24 protein-coding genes are annotated in these 25,488 nt (G+C 39.5%); 17 read left to right on the top strand and 7 right to left on the bottom strand.

Features of this window, described 5'->3' with window-relative positions; all coding sequences use genetic code 11:
• Nucleotides 1–761: 761 nt before the first annotated feature.
• Nucleotides 762–1,010: a hypothetical protein gene (locus H4J76_RS16815; protein ID WP_259364987.1), complete on the bottom strand. Its 249-nt coding sequence runs from the start codon at nucleotides 1,008–1,010 to the stop codon at nucleotides 762–764.
• 400 nt (nucleotides 1,011–1,410) lie between these two features.
• Between H4J76_RS16815 and H4J76_RS16810 the strand changes: the two genes are divergently transcribed.
• Together H4J76_RS16810 and H4J76_RS16805 are read left to right on the top strand one after the other, a co-directional pair.
• Entirely contained in the window at nucleotides 1,411–2,112 is a 702-nt protein-coding gene (locus H4J76_RS16810) for an MBL fold metallo-hydrolase (protein WP_182217748.1), read from the top strand.
• Between the two features lie 50 nt (nucleotides 2,113–2,162).
• Nucleotides 2,163–2,531: a rhodanese-like domain-containing protein gene (locus H4J76_RS16805; protein WP_259364988.1), complete on the top strand. Its 369-nt coding sequence runs from the start codon at nucleotides 2,163–2,165 to the stop codon at nucleotides 2,529–2,531.
• Nucleotides 2,532–3,004: 473 nt separating this feature from the next.
• On the opposite strand, the gene H4J76_RS16800 is transcribed toward H4J76_RS16805, so the two are convergent.
• The 4 genes from H4J76_RS16800 to H4J76_RS16785 form a co-directional block, all read right to left on the bottom strand.
• Nucleotides 3,005–4,135, bottom strand: coding sequence for a catalase family protein (locus H4J76_RS16800; protein WP_182217750.1), 1,131 nt, complete (start codon nucleotides 4,133–4,135; stop codon nucleotides 3,005–3,007).
• Nucleotides 4,136–4,968: 833 nt separating this feature from the next.
• A complete protein-coding gene (gene prpD / locus H4J76_RS16795) occupies nucleotides 4,969–6,462 on the bottom strand; it encodes a 2-methylcitrate dehydratase (RefSeq protein ID WP_182222651.1) in 1,494 nt (497 codons plus the stop codon).
• A 306-nt stretch (nucleotides 6,463–6,768) separates the two neighbouring features.
• Nucleotides 6,769–7,476 (bottom strand): copper resistance protein B, encoded by a 708-nt coding sequence (locus H4J76_RS16790; RefSeq protein WP_182217754.1) that lies wholly within the window; start codon nucleotides 7,474–7,476, stop codon nucleotides 6,769–6,771.
• Nucleotides 7,477–7,504: 28 nt separating this feature from the next.
• Nucleotides 7,505–9,448 carry a copper resistance system multicopper oxidase gene (locus H4J76_RS16785; RefSeq protein ID WP_259377159.1) on the bottom strand — a complete coding sequence of 648 codons (1,944 nt, stop codon included), beginning with the start codon at nucleotides 9,446–9,448 and terminating at the stop codon, nucleotides 7,505–7,507.
• Nucleotides 9,449–9,668: 220 nt separating this feature from the next.
• Between H4J76_RS16785 and H4J76_RS16780 the strand changes: the two genes are divergently transcribed.
• The 6 genes from H4J76_RS16780 to H4J76_RS16755 all read left to right on the top strand — a co-directional run bounded on the left by H4J76_RS16780 (nucleotide 9,669) and on the right by H4J76_RS16755 (nucleotide 14,868).
• Nucleotides 9,669–10,454 carry a PRC-barrel domain-containing protein gene (locus H4J76_RS16780; RefSeq protein WP_182217757.1) on the top strand — a complete coding sequence of 262 codons (786 nt, stop codon included), beginning with the start codon at nucleotides 9,669–9,671 and terminating at the stop codon, nucleotides 10,452–10,454.
• Nucleotides 10,455–10,864: 410 nt separating this feature from the next.
• On the top strand, nucleotides 10,865–11,815 hold the full coding sequence (locus tag H4J76_RS16775) for a mechanosensitive ion channel family protein (protein ID WP_182217758.1): 951 nt from the start codon (nucleotides 10,865–10,867) through the stop codon (nucleotides 11,813–11,815).
• Between the two features lie 722 nt (nucleotides 11,816–12,537).
• Nucleotides 12,538–12,705: a hypothetical protein gene (locus H4J76_RS16770; protein ID WP_182217760.1), complete on the top strand. Its 168-nt coding sequence runs from the start codon at nucleotides 12,538–12,540 to the stop codon at nucleotides 12,703–12,705.
• A gap of 93 nt (nucleotides 12,706–12,798) precedes the next feature.
• Nucleotides 12,799–13,401 (top strand): SDR family oxidoreductase, encoded by a 603-nt coding sequence (locus tag H4J76_RS16765; protein WP_220465958.1) that lies wholly within the window; start codon nucleotides 12,799–12,801, stop codon nucleotides 13,399–13,401.
• 74 nt (nucleotides 13,402–13,475) lie between these two features.
• Entirely contained in the window at nucleotides 13,476–14,213 is a 738-nt protein-coding gene (locus H4J76_RS16760; RefSeq protein ID WP_182217761.1) for an SDR family oxidoreductase, read from the top strand.
• A 445-nt stretch (nucleotides 14,214–14,658) separates the two neighbouring features.
• Nucleotides 14,659–14,868 carry a hypothetical protein gene (locus H4J76_RS16755; RefSeq protein ID WP_182217763.1) on the top strand — a complete coding sequence of 70 codons (210 nt, stop codon included), beginning with the start codon at nucleotides 14,659–14,661 and terminating at the stop codon, nucleotides 14,866–14,868.
• Nucleotides 14,869–15,153: 285 nt separating this feature from the next.
• Here H4J76_RS16755 and H4J76_RS16750 read toward each other — a convergent pair whose 3' ends face one another.
• Together H4J76_RS16750 and H4J76_RS16745 are read right to left on the bottom strand one after the other, a co-directional pair.
• Nucleotides 15,154–15,672 (bottom strand): DUF2141 domain-containing protein, encoded by a 519-nt coding sequence (locus H4J76_RS16750; protein ID WP_259364975.1) that lies wholly within the window; start codon nucleotides 15,670–15,672, stop codon nucleotides 15,154–15,156.
• A 397-nt stretch (nucleotides 15,673–16,069) separates the two neighbouring features.
• Nucleotides 16,070–16,477 (bottom strand): hypothetical protein, encoded by a 408-nt coding sequence (locus tag H4J76_RS16745; RefSeq protein WP_182217767.1) that lies wholly within the window; start codon nucleotides 16,475–16,477, stop codon nucleotides 16,070–16,072.
• Between the two features lie 838 nt (nucleotides 16,478–17,315).
• Between H4J76_RS16745 and H4J76_RS16740 the strand changes: the two genes are divergently transcribed.
• From H4J76_RS16740 to H4J76_RS16700, 9 genes are all read left to right on the top strand, one after another.
• The gene (locus tag H4J76_RS16740; RefSeq protein WP_182217768.1) at nucleotides 17,316–18,020 is read left to right on the top strand and encodes a hypothetical protein; all 705 of its coding nucleotides are present in this window, start codon (nucleotides 17,316–17,318) and stop codon (nucleotides 18,018–18,020) included.
• The gene (locus H4J76_RS16735; protein ID WP_182217770.1) at nucleotides 18,020–18,538 is read left to right on the top strand and encodes a metal-dependent hydrolase; all 519 of its coding nucleotides are present in this window, start codon (nucleotides 18,020–18,022) and stop codon (nucleotides 18,536–18,538) included. The genes H4J76_RS16740 and H4J76_RS16735 overlap by 1 nt, the downstream gene beginning before the upstream one ends.
• 6 nt (nucleotides 18,539–18,544) lie before the next feature.
• Nucleotides 18,545–19,234: a penicillin-insensitive murein endopeptidase gene (locus tag H4J76_RS16730; protein WP_182217772.1), complete on the top strand. Its 690-nt coding sequence runs from the start codon at nucleotides 18,545–18,547 to the stop codon at nucleotides 19,232–19,234.
• Nucleotides 19,231–19,575: a low molecular weight protein tyrosine phosphatase family protein gene (locus H4J76_RS16725; protein WP_182217774.1), complete on the top strand. Its 345-nt coding sequence runs from the start codon at nucleotides 19,231–19,233 to the stop codon at nucleotides 19,573–19,575. The genes H4J76_RS16730 and H4J76_RS16725 overlap by 4 nt, the downstream gene beginning before the upstream one ends.
• A gap of 129 nt (nucleotides 19,576–19,704) precedes the next feature.
• Nucleotides 19,705–20,529, top strand: a complete 825-nt coding sequence (locus tag H4J76_RS16720; RefSeq protein ID WP_182230998.1) for a nuclease-related domain-containing protein — start codon at nucleotides 19,705–19,707, stop codon at nucleotides 20,527–20,529.
• 274 nt (nucleotides 20,530–20,803) lie between these two features.
• On the top strand, nucleotides 20,804–21,667 hold the full coding sequence (locus H4J76_RS16715; RefSeq protein WP_182217307.1) for an alpha/beta hydrolase: 864 nt from the start codon (nucleotides 20,804–20,806) through the stop codon (nucleotides 21,665–21,667).
• Nucleotides 21,668–21,773: 106 nt separating this feature from the next.
• Complete coding sequence (locus H4J76_RS16710; protein WP_182217305.1) at nucleotides 21,774–22,739, top strand: acyl-CoA desaturase; 966 nt, start codon at nucleotides 21,774–21,776, stop codon at nucleotides 22,737–22,739.
• Between the two features lie 223 nt (nucleotides 22,740–22,962).
• The gene (locus H4J76_RS16705; protein ID WP_182230997.1) at nucleotides 22,963–24,690 is read left to right on the top strand and encodes a diguanylate cyclase; all 1,728 of its coding nucleotides are present in this window, start codon (nucleotides 22,963–22,965) and stop codon (nucleotides 24,688–24,690) included.
• Nucleotides 24,691–24,825: 135 nt separating this feature from the next.
• The gene (locus tag H4J76_RS16700; RefSeq protein WP_182217302.1) at nucleotides 24,826–25,296 is read left to right on the top strand and encodes a hypothetical protein; all 471 of its coding nucleotides are present in this window, start codon (nucleotides 24,826–24,828) and stop codon (nucleotides 25,294–25,296) included.
• The last annotated feature ends 192 nt before the right edge of the window (nucleotides 25,297–25,488 follow it).

Below are 25,488 nucleotides of genomic sequence, written 5' to 3'. Positions count from 1 at the left end.
TGGTCGAAAGCACTGGTCTTGAAAACCAGCAAGGGTTTATAGCCCTTCTAGAGTTCAAATCTCTATCTCACCGCCAAACAAAGAAAAACCGCTAATCGAAAGATTAGCGGTTTTTTGCTTTTTGATAGTTAGAAATTTTAAATAAGGGTTTATAGCACTAAACCTTGAGTAGAGTTCAAATCTCTATTTCACCGCCAAACAAAGAAAAACCGCTAATCGAAAGATTAGCGGTTTTTTGCTTTTTGATAGTTAGAAATTATAAATAAGGTTTATAGCACTAAACCTTGAGTAGAGTTCAAATCTCTATTTCACCGCCAAACAAAGAAAAACCGCTAATCGAAAGATTAGCGGTTTTTTGCTTTTTGATAGTTAGAAATTTTAAATAAGGGTTTATAGCACTAAACCTTTAGTAGAGTTCAAATCTCTATTTCACCGCCAAACAAAGAAAAACCGCTAATCGAAAGATTAGCGGTTTTTTGCTTTTTGATAGTTAGAAATTATAAATAAGGTTTATAGCACTAAACCTTCGAGTAGAGTTCAAATCTCTTTCTCACCGCCAAACAAAGAAAAACCGCTAATCGAAAGATTAGCGGTTTTTTGCTTTTTGATAGTTAGAAATTTTAAATAAGGGTTTATAGCACTAAACCTTCGAGTAGAGTTAAAATCCACTCTCACCGCCAAATAAAGAAAAACCCATTACGAAAGTAACGGGCTTTTTGCTTTTTTTTCAATATCTTGTAATCTTCTTCAACACCCTAGCGTTAGAAATACAAATCAGCAAAAAGAGCAGTAGGATAAGCTTGTAAATCTGTTAATGATGAAACTAAAACTTCTGGTTCACAAGATGGTAGATCAACTCGTACTAATCTTAAATGTAGTGAACCGGTCGATATTTTATCTTTCCTACATCGACGAAGAGACTTTTCAGCACAAGGAAAATCAACGATATTACTATATTTCCCACTTTCTAAAAACGCTTTAACAACATTAGAGCTTTTAACAATGCGCATGCAAAAATTAACACTTTTTAACCTATGATATTTATAAAACCAAACGGCAGGATAACCTCTGTCATAAACGATTAAGTCGTCTTTTTGGGTTTTATTTAAATGCTTTATAGTGATATTGGGTATAGAAACGCTTCTTTTGTCTTACTACTACTTTATTGTAACGACTACATAGGCGCCAAAAATCTTTTATTAAGTACGTTAACGTACAGAGTAATTATAAATACAACGATAAGGTAACCTTTACTTTGCCTTTACCAATAAGGCTGCTTTTTATTATTGATATTGGTTCAGCCAATATATAGGAGTTACCCATGTATGGATTCAGTGTGCAATTACAAATACCTTTCGATATCGCGTTTAGTACTGTTATTTACACACTAAATATGAATGGGAGATAAACATGTTATTTCGCCAATTTTTTGATTCTGAATCCAGCACTTATAGCTATCTGTTGGCTAGCGATAGTGGCCACGAAGCGTTACTAATCGACCCGGTAATAGATAAGGTGGATATGTACCTGAAACTAGTCGAACAACTCGATGTTCGATTAGTGCGAGCCATCGATACTCATACCCATGCGGATCACATCACCGGTCTTGGAAAGTTGCGAGAAAAGACCGGTTGCATCACGGTAATGGGCGAACAGACAGAAGCCGACTGTATGTCTGAAACCATTCGGGAGGGCGAGCACATCCGGTTGGATGGTATTGATCTAGAAGCGTTGTACACACCTGGCCATACCGATGAGTCTTATAGCTTTTTGCTTCACAGCGAGCGTCCAGCAATATTCACCGGCGACGTGCTGCTGATTCGTAGCAGTGGCCGAACCGACTTTCAAGGTGGTGACGCTGGTCAAAGCTATGATTCTATTACTAAAAAAATATTTACGTTACCGGATTCAACGCTGGTATACCCGGCGCACGATTATAAGGGCTGGACCCGCAGCAGCGTTGCTGAGGAAAAGGCTCATAACCCGCGATTAGCCGGCAAGAGCCGTGCGGAATATATCGACATTATGAACAACCTGGATCTGCCTGATCCTAAGATGATGGATGTGGCCGTTCCGGCGAACCTTGGCTGCGGTTTAGCTGCAGATGCATAGCGAACTAACAGTTTGAACATTCATTCACACTACAATCAGGAGAAATTTTTATGCTTACGTTTTTAACTGCACAACAAATGATCGATGAAGCCAAAAAAGTGGTTGACACCGTCGACCTTGAAAAGGTGAGGGCTCTGCGTGGCAGCGGTGCGCTAGTGCTCGATGTTCGTGAACCCAATGAGTGGCAGGAAGGCCATCTGGAAGGTGCCGTCGCTATACCTCGTGGTGTATTGGAAATGAAAATTTCCGACGAAGAAAGCGATCACCAACGGCCTATAGTCACCTATTGTGCCAGCGGTGGACGTGCCGCGCTAGCCGCAGCAACGTTACGACAAATGGGCTACATTGCAGCTCTTGCATCGGAAGCAGGCTTTGACGATTTGCAGGCTACCGGACTACCTTGTAATAAGCCGGACTAAATTTCCACACAAACATAGGCATGTGCCTGTGCGATAGCAACTCGGAGCACGCAGACGGGTCCCGCTTGCGTGGTCTCACGAAATGTCAACTGGAGAGAACAGAAATATGATGAACGATATGGGTATGGGATTGGCTATTGATCGGCTGGAAGACGATCCAAAGCCAGGTAACCATTGTCATCATCACTCACGAATAAGCCCTCGTGTTCAATAAAACCAGTCGCACGCTGGCTAATGCGATGAGTAAGAGTATTCAGTTCACTTTTTTCGTAAAAATTCAGTCGAGTTTAAAAAGACTTAGATTAAATTTATTTCTCCAAGGCAACTAGTTAATCTTTTGGATATCTGGCAGTTATTGGTAAAGCCGAACCGCCAGATCCCGTGATACGACGTTATGTCAGCATCATTGAATGAAACCAGGGATCAACTGTGAACCTTCTCCCATTGCTTGACCTGATCTTCGCCCCCAAAATCTATTCAACGGTAACCACTGAATTCATTTCCCGTCGAACTTTTCTTGTTCGCTCATAGATAACTTTTCGCATTCTGTTCATGGCGCCCAAAGGCTTATGCTCGGATAAACTGTTCCAAGGATTGAAAGCTAGGTTCTCGCAAAATGTATTTTGTGCATCTGTATCGAAGGTCTGTTTAGGAAAGTGGATACGCGCTACAACAGTAAAAGGTGCCTGCACTTCTTGCCATTCGATCATGGAATTTTCGACACTCATTTCGTCGTTTTCTCGAAGTTGAACCAGAAACTCCATGCAGCTTGCATTTTGGTCAAGGCTCGTCTTCATCGCCTCGCGAAGATAATCTGCACCGGCTTCCTCGGGAGCTTCATTTGTCGTGGCTGTACATGGGCGAACTGAGTATTTCACGGCTTTCCGCTGCTGTCCCATCCCAAGCTGGTAGGGAACTTCAGACCAATACCGTGTATGTAAAGGGTTGGCAATTTTTTTGCTAGTCAACTCGAGGCCAATAAGTGAACCTTGAAGTCCCAAATTAAAGGGTATTGCCAATTTATCCCAAAATCCGTCAGACGATAAATTTCGATGTACGGCCACATAGGTTTCAGGTTCTTTAACCGGAAAGACAGGGTGATTAATTAAGATAAAATCCTGCACTGTGCTTTTATCTGCTATGTGCCAGCCAGCCTCGGCTGGAGAAGAAAGCAGCTTTATTGCCATCCCCCTTGCGTCCCCTTTAATGTCCGGGCGATCAGGATCAGGATTTCCATTAGAAAAACGCACCCACGCGGAATAGGATTTACCTGCTTGGAATACACCTTGGCTTAATGATTTAGGTAAATCGTCTAGCACGTCAAACTCTGCGTTTAAACAGCCATGAGCTTTGGGGTGAACATCACGCCTGGCTTCTCCATTGGTATATCGATGGCGGATAATACCTTCAATGAGGTCAGCTGTTTCGTCGGCTAAAAGTGCCTCATGTGGATATAGTTTTTCCCCTAAAGCGGCATCTGCCTCGGGATAGATATTTTCAATAGTCGCAATTTCTTCAACGGAACGGTTCTGAGACTGATTTGCTGGTGAACTGCAACCAGCCAGTATGAGAAGAAATGATAGGAGTGGCGTCAACAGTTTCATATGAATGTTCCTTTAATAGCTTAACGAATAGGCAGGTAAAACGTGAATACTGAAAATTGAACAAAACGGATAGAAAGCACATTTTATTGTCAATCCTAGTCAATAATATTTAATCGGATTCCTCCTAGCACTTCTACTATACACCGTTTTATTCTACCTATACACACGCACTTATACGAGGTTAAAAATGAATAATAAAAAACAGAATCAGCGGCGCACTTAGTGATCGATGGGGTAATATTAAAGAGCGGTTTTGAGGCGCTTGTTTTAAATTCTAAATTATGTGAAAACAGTTGAGTAATAAATGAAAAATCGCCGATTTCCACCCCCTCAAGGATATAAAAGAGATGTAAATATGAGGAAATATGTATCGTTACTTTATAAAACGACATTTTATTTTACCTATAAACCACATCAGCTACGTCTGGTCCCGCTTGATTACTACAAGACCAATAACGTTGCACTCCTATGACTGCAAATATTTAACAAAGCTATTCCGTTTAGTAGTCACTTTGCATAACTATTTCTGTTTGGGAATATTCTTGATTAACTTAATGATAACGCGATTATCATTAAGTTTGGCTAAGTCGAGCAAATAGCTTTTTTCAAGTTCTTGCACCGGTATTTTTGATAATAATTCTTTTATCAACTCCTCTTAACCATTTACTATGGCAGTTTTCAAGATTACAAAATTCGCTATACTGTGTTCATTTTGAACAGTCATGTTAGAACCCGTTAGTTACGCCTTGTTAATTTTTCGTTTTAAAGTTATCGCTTACGATTAGCAATATAAATTTATCTGCTTTAATGCTGCGGTTTGGATCAGCTAGGGCTTAAACTGAAGCAATAACAAACAAGTCCATAAAGCGGTTTACTGCTTTGGACTCAAGCGCGGCTTGATCTTTACACAGCGTGAAAATAGTTTTGCATTGATGGTTCGGAAACCGCGTCGCTAAGTTCGCTTTGAACTTTTGCTCCAATAGCGGGATCCCTTCTTGGCGCCGGCGACGATGTCCCACAGGGTATTCCACTAGCACTTCTTCTGTGCTGCTGCCATCGTTGAAAAAAATTTGAATGGCGTTAGCGATAGCGCGTTTATCTGCTTCTAAATACTCTGCGGTAAAGCGTTTATCTTCGACAACCTCCATTTTATCGCGCAGTTCATCAATGATGGGATGTGCCTTGTGAAAGTCGTCTTCGTAATGTTCGGCGGTTAGCCCTCCAAACGCCAGCGGCACCGCAACCATATACTGCAAACAGTGGTCACGATCTGCAGCATTAGCAAGTGCACCTGTTTTAGAAATAATGCGAATGGCCGATTCGTGGGTTCGAATGACGATTTTCTTAATATCCGCTAAGCGATTTCTCACCTCAGGATGCAGGATAACCGAAGCTTCCGCGGCAGTTTGCGCATGGAACTCTGCGGGGAAAGAAATCTTAAACAAAATGTTTTCCATCACGTAAGAACCATACTCTTGAGAAAACGAAAACTGACGTTCAGCCTCTGGTTTAAGTGCTTGGTCTTTATTCGTCTTCGAAAAAGAGACGTCGTAAAAGCCCCACTGCGGAGCGGTTAATACGCTTGGAATACCCATTTCACCGCGCATCGACATGTCGGCCAAACGCACAGCTCTTGAGGTCGCGTCGCCCGCGGCCCAAGATTTACGAGAACCCGCATTGGGTGCGTGACGATAGGTGCGCAGCGCAGAGCCATCGACCCAAGCTTGCGAGACCGCCGCCATGATTTGTTCTCTATTGCCGCCCATCATTTTTGTGATAACTGCCGTTGAGGCGACTCGAACTAACAATACATGGCACAAACCAACGCGATTAAAAGAATTTTCTAGCGCTATTACACCTTGAATTTCATGCGCCATGATCATGGCTTCAAGCACTTCTCGCATGGTAAAAGGCTGTTCGCCCTTCGATAGTCTGACCTGAGATAAATGATCAGCCACTGCCAAAATACCGCCTAAATTATCCGATGGATGTCCCCATTCAGCGGCCAGCCAAGTGTCGTTATAATCGAGCCAGCGGATAATACAACCTATGTCCCAAGCGGCTTTAATCGGGTCGAGCGACAACGATGTTCCTGGCACTCGCGCGCCGTTAGGCACAAGGGTGCCTTGTACGATAGGACCAAGGTGTTTTGTACATTCAGGAAAGCGCAGCGCTAGCAATCCGCAACCGAGGGTGTCCATTAAACAGTTGCGCGCGGTATCGAGCGCTTCTTCGCTAGTGACTTCAAAATTCATGACATAATCTGCGATATCTTGGATGACATGATCGTAATCGGGACGGTTGTTAATATCTGTATTACTATTCATTTCTTATCCTTATTCGTTTGATTTTTTAAGATGAGATGATAATTCGATACTTTTATCCTGGCGGATTTAATATGTATCGTCACTTTATAAAAAATGACGTTTTTCTTTTACCTATACTCTAAAGTCATTAAGGTGAAAAGTCGGTTTTGAAAAAACCATTTGGCCTACTGTTTGCGTGTGTGTCAAATGAGCGTGAGCCGCAGTTATTGAGCCGCGAGTAATACTCTTATAGTGTTCTGCCTATTTGCAAAGTCTCAGGCTTATTTGTAAATAAGCCTGACGGTATTATTGAAATAATACCTTGAATTAAAACCAGAATCTTAAACCTGCGATAAGGCTGGTGTCGGATTTCTTACCGCCTTCGGCGATTAGGTAGTCGGCTGTTTTACCAAAGGCTTGATTAAACTTAAGCCCGATGTAGGGCGCAAATTTTCTAGAAAATTCATAGCGTAAACGCAACCCTAGTTCAGCAGATGATAATCCAGATCCAATTCCCATAGATGCATCATCGGAAGAATAGGCACTGAGTTTTAGGCTGGGCGTTAATATCAGTTTTTGAGTAAATAAAGCCTCGTATTCCGTTTCGAATCTAAAACCAATATTTTTGTCGTTGAACACCACTGCTGCATTAGTTTCAAAGAAATAAGGGGCAAGGCCTTGTAAACCGATTACGGCCCAGTTTTGGTTTTTTTCAGGAGTCGTGTCATAACCAACCCCCATTTGAAGATCCCAATATTTTTCAATGGGATGGCTGTAGAGTAGCTGGTTCTCAGATTCGGTTTGTCCATGAAGTGTTTCCCCTTCGGATTTAAGGTAGAGTTTGTGCCAATCCTTACCTATCCAAGACGTGACACCCCAAGAAGTAGGGTTGCCAGTTTGGTCGCTAATTTCAAGCGTATCCATTAGAAAGTACGTTAATAAAGGGTCTCTTTCTCCACCTGCATGCACTTGTGATGTCATTAGTATGGACGAGATAAATATGGTGCGTAATATTACTTTGAATAAATTTTTCATTATATTTCTCCTAGAATACTGAATTTGACTATCGGATTTGTACACGTCTAAACATACCCATCATGTGATAGAGCATGTGGCAGTGGTATGCCCAATCACCACGAGCGTTCATAGTCACTCGATAACTGATTTTGGAACCTGGTTGTACAACGATTGTATGTTTTCTAGGAATATGATTTTCATCTCCCGTTTCTAAATCACTCCATACACCGTGTAAGTGCATAGGGTGATTCATCATGGTGTCATTAATAAACGTAACGCGAATGCGCTCACCGAAGTTAAACTTTAATGGTTGTGCTTCACCATAGGGGATGCCGTTAATTGACCACATATAACGCTCCATATTGCCCGTTAAGTGCAATAGCAGTTGTTTAGTGGGTTTAGGTTCATGGCGTGTCGGATAAAGGTTTTTTAAATCGGCATAGGTTAAGACCTTGCGGCCATTATTTCGTAAGCCAACGCCTGGATCATCTAGCCGATATTTTGCGCCAGTGGCACGCATCGCGATTTGTGGGCCTTCTTTTTCAGGCACATCAATGAGAGGTAGTTTTGGATTCATATCCATTGGAATTTGCTCGTCATCTAAATTAACATTCATGTTAGACATAGTCTGTGCATTTTTTGAATAGTAAGCATTGCTGACATCCTGGCCCATTTGCATGCCACCAGACATGTCATTATCGCTCTGATCCTTACCATTCATTTGCATGCCACCAGACATGTCATTATCGTTCTGATTCTTACCATTCATTTGCATGCCAGTAAGCATATCCTGACCACTCTGATCCATGCCGTCCATTTCCATACCCATGTCTGTCATGCTTAAAATAGGTAATGGATCCATTGCTGGGACAGACGCCAATTTTGAAGCATTAGAGGTGATGGAGCCTATCGCATAACCGGAACGGTCAATGGCTTGAGCAAAAATCGCATAAGCTTGTTTATCTGTATCAGGTTCCACAATGACATCATAGGTTTCTGCTACACCAATGCGGAATTCATCAACCTCTACCGGTTGGATTAAGTTTCCATCAGCAGCCACAACGGTCATTTTTAAACCAGGGATCTGTACATCAAAGAACGTCATAGAAGAGCTATTAATAAAACGCAATCTTACTTTCTTGCCAGATTCCACCACGGTACGCCAATGTGCATTAGGGGAGAGCCCATTCATTAAATAGGTGTAGGTTGCGCCAGTTACATCTGACAAGTCTCGATCGGACATTTTCATGTTGTTCCACATTGAACGATCTTTCCAGGCTTGAGAAAATCCTTTTTGTTTTAATTCACTCCAAAAATCGCCGACCGTTCTTTGGTGGAAATTATAGTAATCACCCATCTTTTTAAGGTTTGCATAAATGGTTTCAGGAGGGGTATCTGACCAGTCAGAGAGTTGAATCACATAGTCATGGTCGGAGTGAATAGGTTCTTGTTTTTTTGGTAAAATAACAATTGCACCGATGACACCTGTTTGCTCTTGATATGCGGAGTGACTGTGATACCAATAGGTACCATTTTGTTTTACGGTGAATTGATAGACATAAGTTTCACCGGGCTTAATGCCGTCATAACTTAAGCCAGGTACACCATCCATATTCGTTGGCAAAATAATCCCATGCCAATGAATAGAGGAATCTACCATTAATTTGTTAGTCACGCGGAGTGTGATTTCATCACCTTCATGCCAAACAAGTGTTGGTGCAGGTAAAGAGCCGTTAACCAATGTTGCTAAAGCGGGAGTGCCGGTAATATTAACGGTCGTTTCGGAAATAGTTAAATCAAACTCAGTTCCCGTTAACATGGGTTGTTTTGGATTGAACTTAGTCGAGCCTTGCGAGATAAACTCATTGCTGGCAAAGGTTGATGGAATGTTTGATGCAACGGCAGCCGCTACTGAAGTTAATGCTAAACCGCGGACAAATTGACGTCGATTAATTATCGAGTGTGTGTTTTTAGTTGAAGAGGTCATCATTAACTCCTTAAAAATAATAAATAAAAGGCTTTGTTTGAAGGTGAAAATGGTCGTTCATCATAAAATTTATAGATGGATCCAGATTAAGCTAATATTCACCCTCGTTCGGTGCGACACCGAACAGATTGAATAGGATATTTGATGCAAACTGAGAAATGTTGACTCTATTAATAAAGCAATTATTTATTGTTTTCAACCTTTAATCTGGAGCAAATACATCATGTTACATACAATTAATGATTTAAAAAATATCGCCATTCAGGCCTCTGATGGCGATATTGGATTGACCAAAGATCTTTATTTTGATGATAAGCATTGGGTGATCCGATATTTGGTGGTGGAAACGGGGTCTTGGTTATCAAGCAAAAAAATATTGCTTTCACCCATATCAATCAAAGAGTTTAATCAGAAAGATAAAACGCTTACTGTCACAATCTCAAGAGAACAGGTAAAAAACAGCCCTGATATAGAAAGCGAAAAACCGGTCTCTAGGCAGCATGAGGTCGATCATATGGAATATTATGGTTACGAACATTACTGGGGTAACACAGGTATTTGGGGAAGTGAATCTAGTCCTAACATGATGGCACTTGGTTATTATAGTGTCGCGCCAAAGCCAGATAACTTAGATAACCCAGAGATATCCGCAGACATCAAGGCTGCACTATCACGGGATAATGATCATCATCTACGCAGCAGTCATGCCGTAGTGGGTTATCACCTTGATGCAATAGACGGTGAATTGGGTCACTTGCAAGGTATGTTGATAGATATCGACACTTGGGCTATTCGTTATTTGATTATTAACACCAGTAATTGGTGGTTGGGTCATCTGGTTTTAATTGCGCCTAAATGGATTAAAGAGGTGAGTTGGCCTACCTCTAAAATTTATGTTGATATGACGCAGCAGCAAGTGAAAGATGCACCAACGTTCGATCCCTCAGTGCCTTTTAGTTTTGAAGATGAGAAAAATTTGCAAACTCATTATAGTCGCAATGATAAATAACATTATTACCTCTCTATGATGGATTTCTGCTTTCTTACTTTCTAGCATTTGAAAAATCATATTCTTAGGCCAAAAATGGATAACTGAGACATATGTACTTATTTCGAGCAATAAATCCATCCAAAAATTTTGTTCATAATCTAAAAGTTGATAAGGGGTTATAAGCCCCCAAACACTGAGAGCAAGAAAAATCTGTTGCCTTAGCATATTCTGAGAAGTTTTGAGTAATAGACGACAGTTCGCCGACTTGGATATAAAAGAGATGTCAGTATGGAAAACATGAGGCAACATGTATTTTCATTTTATGAAAAATGACGTTTTATTTTACCTATATTCGACACTAGATAAGCTAATACACTGGCTGAATCTACATTAAAGGATAATGATAAAAAATAACGGGAATAATATTAATGGATCTCTCTGTATTAGATAAATTCTGGCAGTTAATTGACGAAAAATTACAAGGCTGGCTGGAAGCTGGCATTAAACACTTACCCAATTTTATAGTCGCCATTCTCTTAGTCATATTTTTTGGCTTACTGGCTAAATATGTTGGCAGAGCCGTTCGAAAAGTGCTTCATAAAACCCTAGAATCTGAACAAATTGCTGATCTACTTACGTCTATTATGAAGATGCTTGTGCTGTTCACAGGGCTATTTATCGCCCTAGAATTTTTGGGGTTAACCGGCACAGTAACATCACTCTTAGCTGGCGCTGGTATCATTGGCTTAGCACTTGGTTTTGCTTTTCAAGATATGGCAGAGAATCTTATTGCCGGTATTGCGATGGGTATTCGTAAGCCATTTCAAATTGGCGATGTGGTTGAAGCAGAAAATGTGCTTGGCATAGTAAAAACAATTAATTTACGTAACACATTAGTAGAAACGTTTTTTGGCCAGATAGAAGTTATTCCAAATAAAATCTTGTTTCGAAACGTACTAACAAATTATACGACCACAGGCAGCAGGCGAATCGAAGTACCGGTTGGTATTTCTTACGCAGACGACCCAGAAAAGGCAGCTGGAGTTATTGAAGAAGCGATAAATGTCTGTGATTTTGTTATAAAAAAAGAAGAAACTGCCGTGTTTGCCAAGGAGTTTGCAGACAGCAGTATAAATTTAGTTGTCTGGTTCTGGATTGACTATCCAGGCGACACTGGCTTTATGAAAGCTCGCCATACGGCGGTTGTAGAAATCAATAAAGCGCTGGCAAAAGCTGATATCTTAATTCCATTTCCTATCAGAACATTGGATTTTGGCGCCAAAGGTGGTGAAAAGCTCAATACCATGTTGTCGAAAAAAAATTCAGAAGATAAATCAGCAGACTCAAAAAAGTCATCATCGTCTGAAAATGAAAAGTAACCTCTGGGATCAGAGCAAACTTTCATTAACTAAACGTCCGCTTTGTCGCATCTGACTAATTTATTTACACTGCCCAAATCATTTATAAGGCTGGCTGAACGCTCATTGAACTTTGTAAAAACAGTTGGCCATTGGCTTTCTGCTTGTAGTACACGTTTGCTGCAGAAGGCTTGTAGGTAGGTAACACTGAGATAGCCGACGTTCAGGTTTTTCTCTGAGATTTAAATATAAGCGCATACCAAAGTACGTTGAGCGAGATTTTGATGATTTTTTGTGCTGTGGTCGTCTCGAGTATGATTTTAAGCGTGTGATATGCGGTGACTGCTTTCATTAGAAACTGGTTGCCTTTCTTTGTTCACTGATCCCGCATTCTTATCACAAAGAGTGAAGTCAACGTGCCTGTCTAGCGCTTTTTTTCGATTTACTGGATAAAATTGATACCTAACACTATCAAATCCTAACCTTCTCATCCATTAACCTGCTTCAAAAGTTGATCCAATGACCCTGAACCCAACAAAATCAGATCATGTTAAATAGATCAGGTATGTGGTTTATTCTTTTGTACTTTTTTCTTTGGGTCATTTATTCGCCACTAACATGGGCTCGTTGATGTTTGCTCGCGGTAGTGTTGGTAAGCGAACAGACAACTCACTCCAACGGACTGATAATACACTTGAGCTAACGCCAACGGCGTTTGCCTATCAGACCCGGAAGGAGCAACCATGTCGACAATCACCACCATTAATCTTGCGACCGAAAAAGAAACCCATACCTACGACATAATTACCGAAATACAAGCGACGGATCGGCTTGCTAATGAAAAAGCTATTGACTGGTCGGTGGGATCTTTTCAAAGGACGAGAAACGTCCACACGGTGGCTTTGGAATAAAAAAAATTGGTCAACGTAAAGTCGATTTTCCTGCCATGACCTGGCTTTAACTGCCTAATTTCGAACATTTAATTTAACATTAAGGATTTTTCTATGAGTATGAACATTCTTGTCGCCGGTGCCACCGGAAAAACGGGCCAGCTTCTGGCCCAGTACCTGATAGAACAGGGCCATAAACCAACAGCGCTGGTTCGCGAAAGTTCGGATACCAGTTCGTTGCCCTTGGGGGTAGATGTTCGCCATAGTGATCTTACAGAACTGAAAACCGGCCTGTGCGACGGCATGGACGCGGTGATCTTTGCTGCAGGCTCCGGCGGAACCACCGGTCCTGAAATGACCAAAAAAGTGGATCGGGACGGCGCCAAACGACTGATTGATCTGGCGCTGGAATCAGGCGTGAAACGTTTCGTGATGCTCAGTTCGATCGGCGCCGATCTGCCCAACCCAACCGGCGACCTGGCCCCTTACCTGAATGCCAAGCACGAAGCGGACGAATACCTTAAGGCTTCCGGAGTGACCTACTCGATCCTGCGCCCCGTAGCACTAACCAACAAGGGTCGCGGCACTGATGTGATCCTGGGCGAGGACGTCGATAAATCAGCAAAGGCGTCCCGATCGGATGTAGCCCATGTTCTGGTGGAGGCCGCCACTACAGGCTGTTACGACGGTATGGCGCAGAATATGCGGTCCGCCTGACTGTCACGGCGTAATACAGGCTTGGAACCTATAACTTGTAATATTTAATAATTCATTTCAACAGGAGAAAACCAATGTCAGAAATCAATGGCAAAGTCGTCATCATTACCGGTGCCAGCAGTGGTCTCGGTAAAGCCACAGCGCAACGCTTGGCAAAAGGTGGCGCCAAGCTGGTGCTTGCTGCCCGTCGCGAGGAACGCCTTGTGGAGTTGCGTGATACGATCAAGGAGCAGGGTGGTGACGCTATTTATCAGGTTACCGACGTCACTGAACGCGCTCAGGTTGAGTCGCTGGCCAAGGCAGCGAAGGAAGCGTATGGCCGCATCGACGTGCTGGTCAACAACGCTGGCCTGATGCCGCTGTCGCCCCTCGATGAGCTCAAGGTCGACGAGTGGGAGAAGATGGTTGATGTCAATATCAAAGGCGTGCTCTATGGCATTGCCGCTGTGCTGCCGACCATGCGCGAGCAGCATGTCGGCCACATCATCAATCTGTCGTCGGTAGCTGGGCATAAGGTCTTTCCCGCGTCCGCCGTTTATTCCGCAACCAAGTTTGCCGTTAAGGCGTTATCAGAAGGCATTCGTCAGGAAGGCGAAGGGGAAATCCGCTCCACCAATATTTCGCCTGGGGCTGTGGCGACCGAACTGACCAGTAAAATCAGCGACCCCGATACTGCTAAGGGTGTTGATGAAATGTACGAGATGGCAATTGACTCTGATGCGATTGCACGTGCAATTGCTTATGCAATCGAGCAGCCGGCAGATGTTGATGTCAACGAGATTATCATCCGTCCCACCAGACAGCCGCTCTAACCAGGCAGCCACTCTATTGGACAGGAGCAATAGAGTGGCATGGTAAAAGTTCTGAATTACAGCGTCTTAGGGTCTGCTGTTAAAACACTTATATTGGAAGCCAACACTGGAGAATGATTTTTTAGCGTGGGCTCGAACGGATTTACGGATGCTAAGGAAGTAATGGAAGAGCGGAAGGATCCGCTGCCTTAGTGTATATGTTCTCATTTCTCAGTAAATCGTTTTTTACTCTGAGGTGAAGCAAACGATGAGTATCAACTGTCTATCCCTGATGCCGACCTAATCCATGAGTTCGGTCAAAATTGCCTGCAACGCGATTCAACTCTTTTAGCGCAATGTGCTGAATAAACCCTGTAGAAACTTGCATTCCAAAAGTCATCCCCCTATGGTGGGTATTAAAAGTAAGCTAATGTTTTAATTAACCAACAAAAAGGGAGTGCGACGAATGGAAAACAACAACGACCAAAGCATAACTAACTTTGCCGCCATAAAAACTACCATTGCCAATAACGAAGAACAACGGCTCAAAGAATTACTGGCAGGCCAAGTAATGCAAGAACTTGAAAAAAGCTACCTCATTGACCTAGCCAAATTAGGAAATAATCACGCGATTTTGAAGATATTAGAAGACATCCCTGTGGAAAATCAAGAATAGAAATAAGCTGAGTTTCAACCTTATAAAAGTTTTGAAAAATAATATGAATTTGATGAGCAACAATTTGATTAGAATTTTCAAGCATTATTATCATACTGCGAGCTGCCTCAAAACTTGCATTGCTACTAACGCGTGAGTTCAAGGGCATTTGAGAGGAAACCTGTTTTTTCGACAGAAAACATGGATTGCAGGTCAAATGTCTGGTGCAACAATTTGTTAAGCACAGTAAATTATCAATGGTCCTGCCTGATTGAAACAATGCCTAGGTATTCACGGAAAGGTCGCTCAATAAGTCAATTTAATTGTTAGATCAAGGTTTTCCCCATCGTACGTAAATCTAGCGGTTTCAAACGAAGGTGCGCTCATCGAGGCCTTTGCACCACTTGAAAAACCGTAGGCTTCTGTCGGCACCCCTAGCAAGTTTGTGCCAAGCTTACCATCCATATTTTTATCATGAATGACAACCAAGGCATACGTTCCCGGAGGGATATCTAAAAAGTTGCAACGCGCCTGCGTATCTCGAATTTTCATCATCATTATATTGGTTGCAGAGTGCAAAAATTCAGTAGGGAAACCTACTGAAGATTCGAAAAGCGCACAAGCTACAACTCCAGTGTTATTTTTAATGTTCGGAATTTTTACTTGAATTCCGGAGCACGATGATTGGGCAAAAACGATGGCGGGAAGATGCGCAAACACCAGCACGGCCCAACATGCTAAACACCGGCCTCTTTTAGATAAACGCGTCACAGGATGCCTGAAAGTCTTGGCCAACGTAGACCTCCGATTAGTTGATTCACTCATTAGTTCCCTCATAGCTCCGCTCTCTCTGGCTTGGTAGGATCCGCGATTATACGCCTAACGTCTTGATAACCTGCGACGGGTTGCAAGCAATAAGGCTGATTACTGCCGCAACCTTGGTAAAACCAATGAACTTCAATTTTTCTCATTGGTCGTGGTCAGCGTTTATTAAATTGTTCAGCAATTTTTGCCGTTTGAGTCCAATATTATCCATTTTGCCTCAAAATCAACAATGCGGCCTAGGAGCATCAATTACTACATGGTACGTGAACCAGCATAGCATTAAATATTAGTTACCCAGCCTGTTCATGCCCCAGGCTCAATAACATTCCCCTTGGATTAATTTTTTAGGTTGATAGAAAATATTGAGGTCGTTACCGATAACAAGGCCTTTTTTGTATCATTGCACTATTTTTATATCATTTGTTCTCACACAGGTATTGTTGAAGTCGTCAAAATTATCGCATGTGGTTCGAACAAACCAGTTCTGCCGCGGGTCGAAAGAACACTTTGTTTGGTAATGACAGGTGCTGTCAAACTTTTCCCAGTACTGACATTCTTCAACGCATTGTAGATTTTTGTATATATAAGTCTTTTTTTCAAACAGGCACTTTTTATTAAAATCGTCCCAGTGTTGGCATTCTTTGAGAGCCTGCGGGACATGCTCTGTTAACGCTATGCCGCAGGTGACAGTGAGGTTTCCCTGGCGATATGTTTCTCCTGTATCGAGAATTACCTCTTTTGCGAAGACACTACCAGCTAAAAATGTCACCCATCCAATGAAAGCTATTAAAAAAATTTTGTTCATGATCTGATTCCTTATTAACTTAATTTTTCTATAATCTAATTGCACAATGCAAAGATATTAGATTTTATTCATCATCTCCTTTCATTATGGCCACAATGACCATGCTATTGGTTTGAATCTGGAGATGGCGACTTCAGCGCATTGTTGATTGAGTCATCCGTGACACCCACAGTCGAGATAAGACTGTGATGAGGTTTTGGGAGAACTGGACTTGTGCCAGTACTGTTGTTGATTGGTTGAGAACTGATTACGCTGCAACCATTTAGGATTAGAAAGGTCAGATAAAAAGAGGTAGTTCGAATTAACTGAAACGTTTTCATCAGTGTTCTCCAAAATGGGTCTTAAGGGTCTTACTATGTGTAATTTATTCGACTCGACTCAGTTGATTTTAGTCTTCTAATGTTTTGAATGGTAAAACAATACGCACAATTAATCTGGAAGTCTGTACTCTAGCGAACACATAAATTGGAAAATTCTGGGGTGTTCTATATGTATTATCTTACACCGTGTGTTTTGTTTGAGTGTAACGTCGTTTAGGGTTTCCTATGGTTTTTCCATTTATAATCAATGGTTTCAGAATATTTTAAATAACGATTTTGGTTTAGTAGCTGGTAAATAGTTTTAGGTTAGAATTTCAACGGCAGGTATGGTGACTTGATGTCTCCTGCAAGCTCATTGCCGTCAGTCAAGTTTAATTAATCGTATGATTATTTTTCGCTCAGTTCGAATGCTCTTACGACCGTTTTAGGTCGTTAGTTGCCTTTTCTAGAATAGAGTCAATAATATGCTCATTCCATTTAATTCCAAGTAAAATGATAAATATTAACATACAAGGATAGTGGTTATTTCTAAATTAGTGTTGTTGCCCGGTATGGATGGTACTGGAGAATTATTTGAAGAGTTTTTGTCTAACTTTGACGGAGACTATATTGTAATCCCATTACCTCAATCGGGTTCTCAAGACCATGTGTTTTTAGCTAATATAATAAAAGAGCAATTACCAACTGAAGATTATATTTTGTTAGCTGAATCGTTTGCTGGCGGTATTATTCCTGAGCTACTTAGGCAAAATAATCCACATTTGAAAGGCGTGATTTTCATTGCCAGTTTCCTTAGTTCTCCTAACCAATTCTTATTGTCGATAGCTAAACTTTTACCTATTAAATCTTTAGCTTCAGCACCTTTATCAACGATTTTTCATAAGTTTTTACTCCTCGGTCAAGGGGCATCAAAAGAGCTTTTATCAAAATTTATTACGGTTACTAAATCTATACCTGATCTCGTATTAAAAAATAGATTAGAAGTTATGAGCCAGCAACGACTACCAATAACAACATCGGATATACCTTCAATTTATATTCGAGCACTTTCAGACAGGCTTATAGCATCACAGAAGGGTCGTGAGTTCACCAAAGTCTTCAGCAATATTAAGTATATAGAAATTGAAGGACCTCATTTCATACTTCAAGCACAGCCAAAAGAGTCTGCGCGGTTGGTTACTGAGGCGATATCCTTGATCCTTAAAGACTGTAGGTATTCATAATGCCATTTACTCCAATGCACATGGGGCCAGGGATTTTTATTAAAGCCATATTACAAAGTAGCTTTAGCTTGATGGTTTTTGGCTGGACTCAAATCGTAATGGATATCCAACCACTAATTGTGTTGATAACGGGAGAGGGGCATCTTCATGGTTTTACCCATACCTATGTTGGTGCAGTGCTAATTGCTATTTTTGCTGCTCTAACAGGTAAATACTTATCCGAACTTGGTTTAAAGCTGATAAGTATTTCTAAAAGGGAAAATCCCATATCAATTGCTTGGTGGGTAGTATTTCTAAGTGCATTTGTTGGCAGTTTTAGTCATGTATTACTTGATAGTATTATGCATTCAGATGTTGAACCCTTCTTTCCATTTTTATTAGATAATCCGTTGTTAGGTCTGATTTCAGTGCCGATGTTGCACAAGTTATCTTTATATAGTGGGTTATTGGGCGCAGTAGTTTATTATGGAATTTATTTAAAAAATAAAAGCTTAAAAGTAAAAGCAGGGAAGTCATAAAGAAAAATGAAAATATTAACGTTTAGTATCTTAATTACTTGTTTGTATTCTAACGCTGTTTTAGCAGAAGAAAGTACATGCTACGGTACAACCTCAAAAGGACGTTTGGAAAAAGGGGTAGAGCTACCAAGCTCTGGTAATAATTTTGTCGCTTACAGCATTGTTGCAAGGTTAGCAGGGAGAGCTTACGTCCATTCCCAAGTAGAAAGCATCATAGTAAACGGCTATAAATCTTTAGAAACAGAACAACCAGACAAAGTTTTTAAGTATGCTGAAACTGGATTCGAAGAAGGTGGACAGTTCAAACCCCATAAAACTCATCGTAATGGTTTATCGGTAGACTTTATGACACCCGTATTAGATGAATCGGGTCAATCAGTGCATCTGCCAACTCACCCTTTAAACAAGTTTGGCTACGACATTGAATTTGATAGTAAAGGGCAATATGAAGAATATTCTATCGACTATGTTGCTTTGGCTGCTCATATTGTTGCCTTGCACAAAGAGGCTGTAGCTCAAGGTGTAGATTTATGGCGAGTAATATTTGATCCTAAATTACAATCTGAGCTTTTCAAAACACCTTATGGCCCTTATCTTAAAAAGCATATCCAGTTTTCCAAAAAACGTTCATGGGTTAGACATGATGAACATTACCATGTGGACTTTGATATTCCGTGTAAGGAACTAAACGAATGAAAAATATTCTCTTCATCTGTAGTAAAAATCAGTGGCGTAGTCCCACAGGAGAACAAATATTTAAAAATCACGCTGAACTAAATGTGAGATCAGCAGGTACTAGTTCAAGTGCAAGAAAAACGGTAAATGCAAAAGATATTCTATGGGCTGACATTATCTTTGTGATGGAAGAAAAGCATAAAAGTAGACTTAAAGCTGAGTTCATCAAATTAGTTAAATATAAAGATATTCAAGTGTTAGATATCCCTGATGAATATCAGTATATGGATGAAGAGTTGGTAGATATCTTGGAACAGTCCGTTAGTGTATATCTAGGAATGTTAGATATTAATTTATTATAAGTTTATGATATTATTGTGTATTTAATAATAAGTGTGTTTAGATAGTTACTGCTGATTTTTATTATAAAATTAACTGGCTAATAAAGGACAAAATTAGCTAGTAGCTACCAATATGGAAGTAAGTATTAAATGGATTTAACAATTTACCTCAACATGATGATCAGTGCCGCTTGGTATCTAATACCGATCTTCATATTTGCTATCGTCATAAAGTCTGCATGGTTTAAAGGTGTATTGGGTGAGTGGCAAGTTAACTTGCTCATTAAGTTTTTCTTAGACAAAAATGATTATCACCTTATTAAAAACGTGACACTTCCTACTGAGGATGGCACTACCCAGATTGACCACATCATAGTTTCAAAATATGGCATATTCGTGGTTGAAACTAAGAATATGAAAGGTTGGATTTTTGGTGGTGCTAATCAAAAGCAATGGACTCAACAAATCTTTAAACACAAATCAAAATTTCAGAACCCACTTCATCAAAACTATAAACACATAAAGACGTTAGAAGATCTTCTCTTAGTAGGGAGTAACGCAAAAAATGATTATATATTCTCAGTCATTATCTTTATTGGTGATAGTACCTTTAAAACTAAAATGCCAGAGAATGTAAGGTTTGCTCGTGGTGGTATTGAATATATCAAAAGTAAAACTGATATTATTTTCAATGTTGATGAAGTGACTACCATTATCGAGCAAATTGAAAGTGGACGATTTGAACGAAGTTTTAAAACAAATCGCCAACACATTAAGCACGTTCGAGGTATTGTAGAAGAGAAATCTGATATTAAGTATTGTTCAAAATGTGGTGCTGATATGGTCTTACGTAAAGCCAATAAAGCCAATAAAGGTAATAATGTAGATAATGAGTTTTGGGGATGTAGTTCATTTCCCAAATGTAGGAATGTACTTAAAAATGAGTCAGAGTTAAGTGTAAGTATTGATCTCTAACGTTTACCCATGCTTTCTAATGCACATTTGGGTATAGCAACAGAATCTAGTTTGGTGATTAATTTTTGGTATGTTTTCAACAGAGCAAGCGTGATAACAGCACACGTTTATCAAAAGTTCGTTAATTAATGTTAATCAATGTTTGATATAATTTTAATATAAAGGTAACTTTTATTTTAAAAAAAAGACAGACGGATAATTGCCTTGATAAAAATAGGTCTTTGCCTGTTTAATAAGCTATTAGTCGTTAAATCAACAAGGAGTGTTACTAGATATGAAAAAAATCACAATATTATTTTTATTATTACTTTCTGGATGTTCTGCAAACTATACAACTGAATCATTTGTATACCAAGATGAGCATCCTGAAAAGCAACTCAACATTACAAAAATTCAAGCTGAACTGACTGAATCTAATATATCGGCTGTTGTCTCAGCGGTTAGCTTAACCGCTGAGGATGGTATTACACTTAGAGGCGTTAAGTTAATAAACAAAGATGCTTTAGTTAATATTGTCTTTTTCAGTGCGAATGGCATGAAAATTAGCCTTTCATCGAGAATATTGAATAAATTTTCTATGTTACCTGCGAACGTTATTTGGTTTGACTATCGAGGCATGGGAGTAAGTGATAAAAAAGATATATTGTCTCTTAATAATTTACGAACAGATGCATTAAGAATCTTTGACTTTTCTAAGGGTGAATTTCCAACTAACTTACCTACAGCCATCCATGGATTATCGATGGGGTCTTTAATCGCAAGTTATGTTGCAAATAATAAAGATATAGACGCATTAATTCTAGATGGTGCTATCAATACAGTGCCAGAGTTAGTCGATAATCTAACTCCTGCTTGGTCAAAACCATTTTATTCAATATATTTATCACCTGAATTGACAAAAATAAATAATGTTGATTTTATTAAAGAATATGAGAAACCATTGCTTTTCTTAATTGGTGAAGACGATTCAACTACGCCAGTGCATAACTCGAAAGAGCTTTATGACATATCTCCAAGCTCGGTTAAAGTATTAGCGATCATTCCGGATACAGAGCATGCAGAAACAATGAAAAAAGATAAGGCAATAAAAGTATATCAGGATTTTATTAATAAATTAATTTGCTGTAAAAACGGCTAACAAGGCTTTAAAACCAACAAATAATAGCTGGCTGTTGTTCTTGCCTCACACATTCAGCCAACTATTGTTTGCCGCTTAACAAAGCGTTAGCTGCCTCAGGATATTCATGCTCAATACTAATAGAGTTAAATCGGACAATGACACATCTGCGTTCAAGGGAATGGTAAAGTGGAAACCAATTAAATCAATTTGGTTCTTAACTCATGTTGCCGCAACAGTTTTTGTTGCTCCATTTGTCCTGTCAATATCAGCCTTCTCAGTATTCGTCGTACTCACAATAATAACATTGTGTTTTGGACACTCACTTGGAATGCACCGTTTATTAATCCATCGTTCTTACGAGTGTCCTAAATGGATGGAATATTTGTTCGTATACTTAGGGGTGCTAGTTGGTATGTCAGGTCCTATAGGAATGATTATTCAACACGACCTCCGCGATTGGGCTCAAAGACAACCACAGTGCCACGATTATTTATTGCATGGCTCCAAAATATTAAAAGATGGTTGGTGGCAATTAAATTGCGATCTTGAACTTAATAATCCACCTGAGTTCATCATAGAAAAAGAAGTTTCTCTCAATAGGTTTTATCTATTTGTTGAAAAAACATGGATATTCCAACAATTAATTTTAGCTATCCCTCTGTTTCTCATTGGTGGTATTTCTTGGTTAGTTTGGGGAATATCTGTAAGGATTGTAATATCTGTAGGTGGTCATTGGTTAATAGGTTATTTTGCTCACAATAAAGGTGAACGCACATGGAAAGTAGAAGGCGCAGCAGTTCAAGGTCACAATGTTAGAATTGCAGGTTTTCTTTCTATGGGCGAAGCGTGGCACAACAATCATCATGCTTATCCTGGGTCTGCAATGCTAGGTTTGTACAGTGATGAACCTGACCTTGGATGGTGGGTTTTAAATATATTACACAACTTAGGTATTGTAAAAAACATTAAACTGCCTAAGGAGCTTCCGTTTCGTTCAGAGCTTGTCGCTGAGGCTGAAAATCTAGATAGTCGTGTAGAACGAGTTCCAGAAGATTGTAAAATAGCAAAGTTCATTCGAAACGGCACTTAGTTTGTATTTATGCGCTAACGAGTAATCATTATCTCGTGGTGTTGTTTATTGATAAAGAAAAGCTGGAGCAATGCAGAATGACTCATGTACTTGTGCGTTGTCATCGTACACAAAAGGCACGTTAACTTTTTTGGGTTCATCGTGTAAATAGAACCTTTTGTATTTAATATTAGCTGTTATTTAACCAATTATTCTTGTTATACCATAATATTTTTAACATAATATGAAGCATGGAGTTTTAACAGGTTATAAGAATATTCTAAATTTTATATATCGCTATCAAAATTATATTCGCATCCTTAAATACGTTATTACAAAATATACCGCATGTTTTGCTCTTCTAATTTTTTCACTCACCGCCATTTCAATAAGTGCACAACCTTATGTAAAATTAGATAATCTCAATAAAATCAAACTAAATGAACATAATCTCTGGTACCAAACTCAATCGATAGGGATAAATCCTACTTTTGCGGAGTTAAGTCAATTATATCAAGATGCTAAACAAGTCACTTCGACATTAGGAGGTCGCGGCGCTTATATTACTAAGATTAAGTTAATTAATACAAAAGGGCATGAAGATACTTGGTTTGTTAAGCTTCATACTAATTATCTCGATTTAGGTACCGCTTATTGGCAGCGCGACAGCGGTGAAGTTATAACGTTAGCAAACTTTGGGCAGATTGGTGGTACGAACCCGAAATTAGCTCACTCGCAAGCATTTTCCCTTTCATTAAATCAACAGGAAACGGGCACGCTGTGGATTTATATTGAAGCTAAAATGTTTGCAACACCTGTTACAGTAAAATTTTATAATAAGGCAGCATTTTACAACAAGCAATTTTTTGTCAATAGCATCACCTCTATTTCATTTGCAGTAATGCTTACGTTAGCCTTAATCGCTTTCTTTATATACCTCAGAACCAAGTATTTGGTTACGTTGGCCTGTACTGGTTATATAGGCATACAAGGCTTAGGTTGGTTTTTAGCCTCAGGAAGTTTTGGTCATTTATTTGCGGTGTCAACATTTAACCCCGTTTACATCGCTATATGGATATTCCCTTTTGCTATTGCTTCAGCCTGTCAATTCACAAAGTTATTATTTAATTGCCAACAAGATCATCCTAAATTAGCTAAAACATTTAACTTACTGTCGATAGTTTGCTTAAGTTTAGGTTTGTTCATGCCTTTTAGTTCTTTTGCGCAGAGCTACTTAATATCACATGTTATCGCAACGCTGTGGATCCCACTCTGTATTGGTACTGGGATATTTATGCTCGCGCAAAAAGATTTTAGGGCTAAGTATTATCTAATTGGCAATCTTTTATATGGACTGACGTTAATGGGTTATGTCTTATCTCACCTTTATAAGATTGACTGGGATATTTCTCTTGAACTGATTGTGCAAATAGCGCTAACCATCGATTGTATTTGTATTCTTCTTTCTTTAGCTGAATGGTTGCAAATACAACAGAAAGAATTTCATCGCACTTATGCTATTTCACGTATTGATCCATTAACTCAAATTGGTAACCGCTTTGCTCAAAATGAAAAATTAGCCAGCTTAAAAGGGCATTACTGTATTACTTTTATTGATCTAGATGGTTTTAAAAAAATCAATGACAAACTCGGCCATGACGAAGGTGATAAAGTGCTGATTGCAACAGCTGATATCATGCAAAAAAAACTTCAAGGCCTTGGTAGCATTTTTCGCTGTGGTGGTGATGAGTTTATTTGGGTTGTTAGTATTAAAAGCTCACAACAGGTTAAGCCACTTTTGCTGAAATTGTCTGATCTACTAATAGAAACGGCAAAAGAGTTACAAGAAAAAGGGTGGAAAGATGCGGGGCTAAGTTTTGGTATTGCAACGAGTTTTGAAACCCTAAATCAATCTGAATGTTTATCACTAGCCGATAAACGTATGTATAAATACAAACAAGATAAGCAATAGCACATTTTAGCAATGTCATTTTTCGGCCTTAAAGTCGCGGATTTGCTAAAATTAATTGCTTTACAATCTTAGGTTTCACGTTTTTTCATAAGTTAACAACAACGGGTAACCCAGTTCACCTTATAAGGTTTAATAATGAAATTTTTAGTTATTATATTCTCGGTATTATTATTAAGCGCTTGCGCTTCAACAATAGATACTTACAACCCAAATAATATCTCTAGTCAAACCCTGTCTAGTGTCTCTGTAGATGACGTAGGTTTATGGGTTGGCGATTATGAACTAGTCACTGATATTACTTCAGCATTTGATACCAATGGCGCCAAAGTTATTTCTGTTAATGTTTGGGATACAGTTCCCGCAGTAGTTTATCTAAAAGAAGGTGAGTATCAATTTGTTATTCGATGTGAATCAAGGGGACTTTATAACTTTCATAATATTGATATCACACTTGAAAAAGGTCAGAAATATAAGGCTTATTGCTTGGGTAAATATGAAGACGCTTTCCTTGGTGATAGATTGACAAAGATTTTTGGTTTTATCAGCGAAGAAGATGATTTGTTGGCAGAAAAAGTAACTAATCAAAAAATTATAGATAGTTTGTAGCTGAGCTTATAAATCGTAAGGCCAGGCAATAAACACTAGATTTTTGTCCATTAATATTTTAGCAAAAAAAATCGACTTCAATAATTACGCTGAGCTCGTAAGTATCAGTCTCATGCTAAGTGTAAATTAAAATAGCTAAGTAAGTTGCTTTATCGATAAGCTTAAGGGCAAAATAAAAGAAAAACGTCACAA

Source organism: Colwellia sp. BRX9-1 (assembly GCF_014077195.1).
Classification (GTDB): Bacteria; Pseudomonadota; Gammaproteobacteria; order Enterobacterales; family Alteromonadaceae; genus Colwellia_A.
Note: the sequence above shows the minus strand (reverse complement) of the source record. Positions and strands in the feature narration are given on the sequence as shown.

What these genes read in the sequence shown, in the direction of transcription:
- H4J76_RS16815 (WP_259364987.1), bottom strand. Translation starts at nt 1,010, where the DNA reads ATGCGCATTGTTAAAAGCTCTAATGTTGTTAAAGCGTTTTTAGAAAGT.
- H4J76_RS16810 (WP_182217748.1), top strand. Translation starts at nt 1,411, where the DNA reads ATGTTATTTCGCCAATTTTTTGATTCTGAATCCAGCACTTATAGCTAT.
- H4J76_RS16805 (WP_259364988.1), top strand. Translation starts at nt 2,163, where the DNA reads ATGCTTACGTTTTTAACTGCACAACAAATGATCGATGAAGCCAAAAAA.
- H4J76_RS16800 (WP_182217750.1), bottom strand. Translation starts at nt 4,135, where the DNA reads ATGAAACTGTTGACGCCACTCCTATCATTTCTTCTCATACTGGCTGGT.
- prpD (WP_182222651.1), bottom strand. Translation starts at nt 6,462, where the DNA reads ATGAATAGTAATACAGATATTAACAACCGTCCCGATTACGATCATGTC.
- H4J76_RS16790 (WP_182217754.1), bottom strand. Translation starts at nt 7,476, where the DNA reads ATGAAAAATTTATTCAAAGTAATATTACGCACCATATTTATCTCGTCC.
- H4J76_RS16785 (WP_259377159.1), bottom strand. Translation starts at nt 9,448, where the DNA reads ATGATGACCTCTTCAACTAAAAACACACACTCGATAATTAATCGACGT.
- H4J76_RS16780 (WP_182217757.1), top strand. Translation starts at nt 9,669, where the DNA reads ATGTTACATACAATTAATGATTTAAAAAATATCGCCATTCAGGCCTCT.
- H4J76_RS16775 (WP_182217758.1), top strand. Translation starts at nt 10,865, where the DNA reads ATGGATCTCTCTGTATTAGATAAATTCTGGCAGTTAATTGACGAAAAA.
- H4J76_RS16770 (WP_182217760.1), top strand. Translation starts at nt 12,538, where the DNA reads ATGTCGACAATCACCACCATTAATCTTGCGACCGAAAAAGAAACCCAT.
- H4J76_RS16765 (WP_220465958.1), top strand. Translation starts at nt 12,799, where the DNA reads ATGAGTATGAACATTCTTGTCGCCGGTGCCACCGGAAAAACGGGCCAG.
- H4J76_RS16760 (WP_182217761.1), top strand. Translation starts at nt 13,476, where the DNA reads ATGTCAGAAATCAATGGCAAAGTCGTCATCATTACCGGTGCCAGCAGT.
- H4J76_RS16755 (WP_182217763.1), top strand. Translation starts at nt 14,659, where the DNA reads ATGGAAAACAACAACGACCAAAGCATAACTAACTTTGCCGCCATAAAA.
- H4J76_RS16750 (WP_259364975.1), bottom strand. Translation starts at nt 15,672, where the DNA reads ATGAGTGAATCAACTAATCGGAGGTCTACGTTGGCCAAGACTTTCAGG.
- H4J76_RS16745 (WP_182217767.1), bottom strand. Translation starts at nt 16,477, where the DNA reads ATGAACAAAATTTTTTTAATAGCTTTCATTGGATGGGTGACATTTTTA.
- H4J76_RS16735 (WP_182217770.1), top strand. Translation starts at nt 18,020, where the DNA reads ATGCCATTTACTCCAATGCACATGGGGCCAGGGATTTTTATTAAAGCC.
- H4J76_RS16730 (WP_182217772.1), top strand. Translation starts at nt 18,545, where the DNA reads ATGAAAATATTAACGTTTAGTATCTTAATTACTTGTTTGTATTCTAAC.
- H4J76_RS16725 (WP_182217774.1), top strand. Translation starts at nt 19,231, where the DNA reads ATGAAAAATATTCTCTTCATCTGTAGTAAAAATCAGTGGCGTAGTCCC.
- H4J76_RS16720 (WP_182230998.1), top strand. Translation starts at nt 19,705, where the DNA reads ATGGATTTAACAATTTACCTCAACATGATGATCAGTGCCGCTTGGTAT.
- H4J76_RS16715 (WP_182217307.1), top strand. Translation starts at nt 20,804, where the DNA reads ATGAAAAAAATCACAATATTATTTTTATTATTACTTTCTGGATGTTCT.
- H4J76_RS16710 (WP_182217305.1), top strand. Translation starts at nt 21,774, where the DNA reads ATGCTCAATACTAATAGAGTTAAATCGGACAATGACACATCTGCGTTC.
- H4J76_RS16705 (WP_182230997.1), top strand. Translation starts at nt 22,963, where the DNA reads ATGAAGCATGGAGTTTTAACAGGTTATAAGAATATTCTAAATTTTATA.
- H4J76_RS16700 (WP_182217302.1), top strand. Translation starts at nt 24,826, where the DNA reads ATGAAATTTTTAGTTATTATATTCTCGGTATTATTATTAAGCGCTTGC.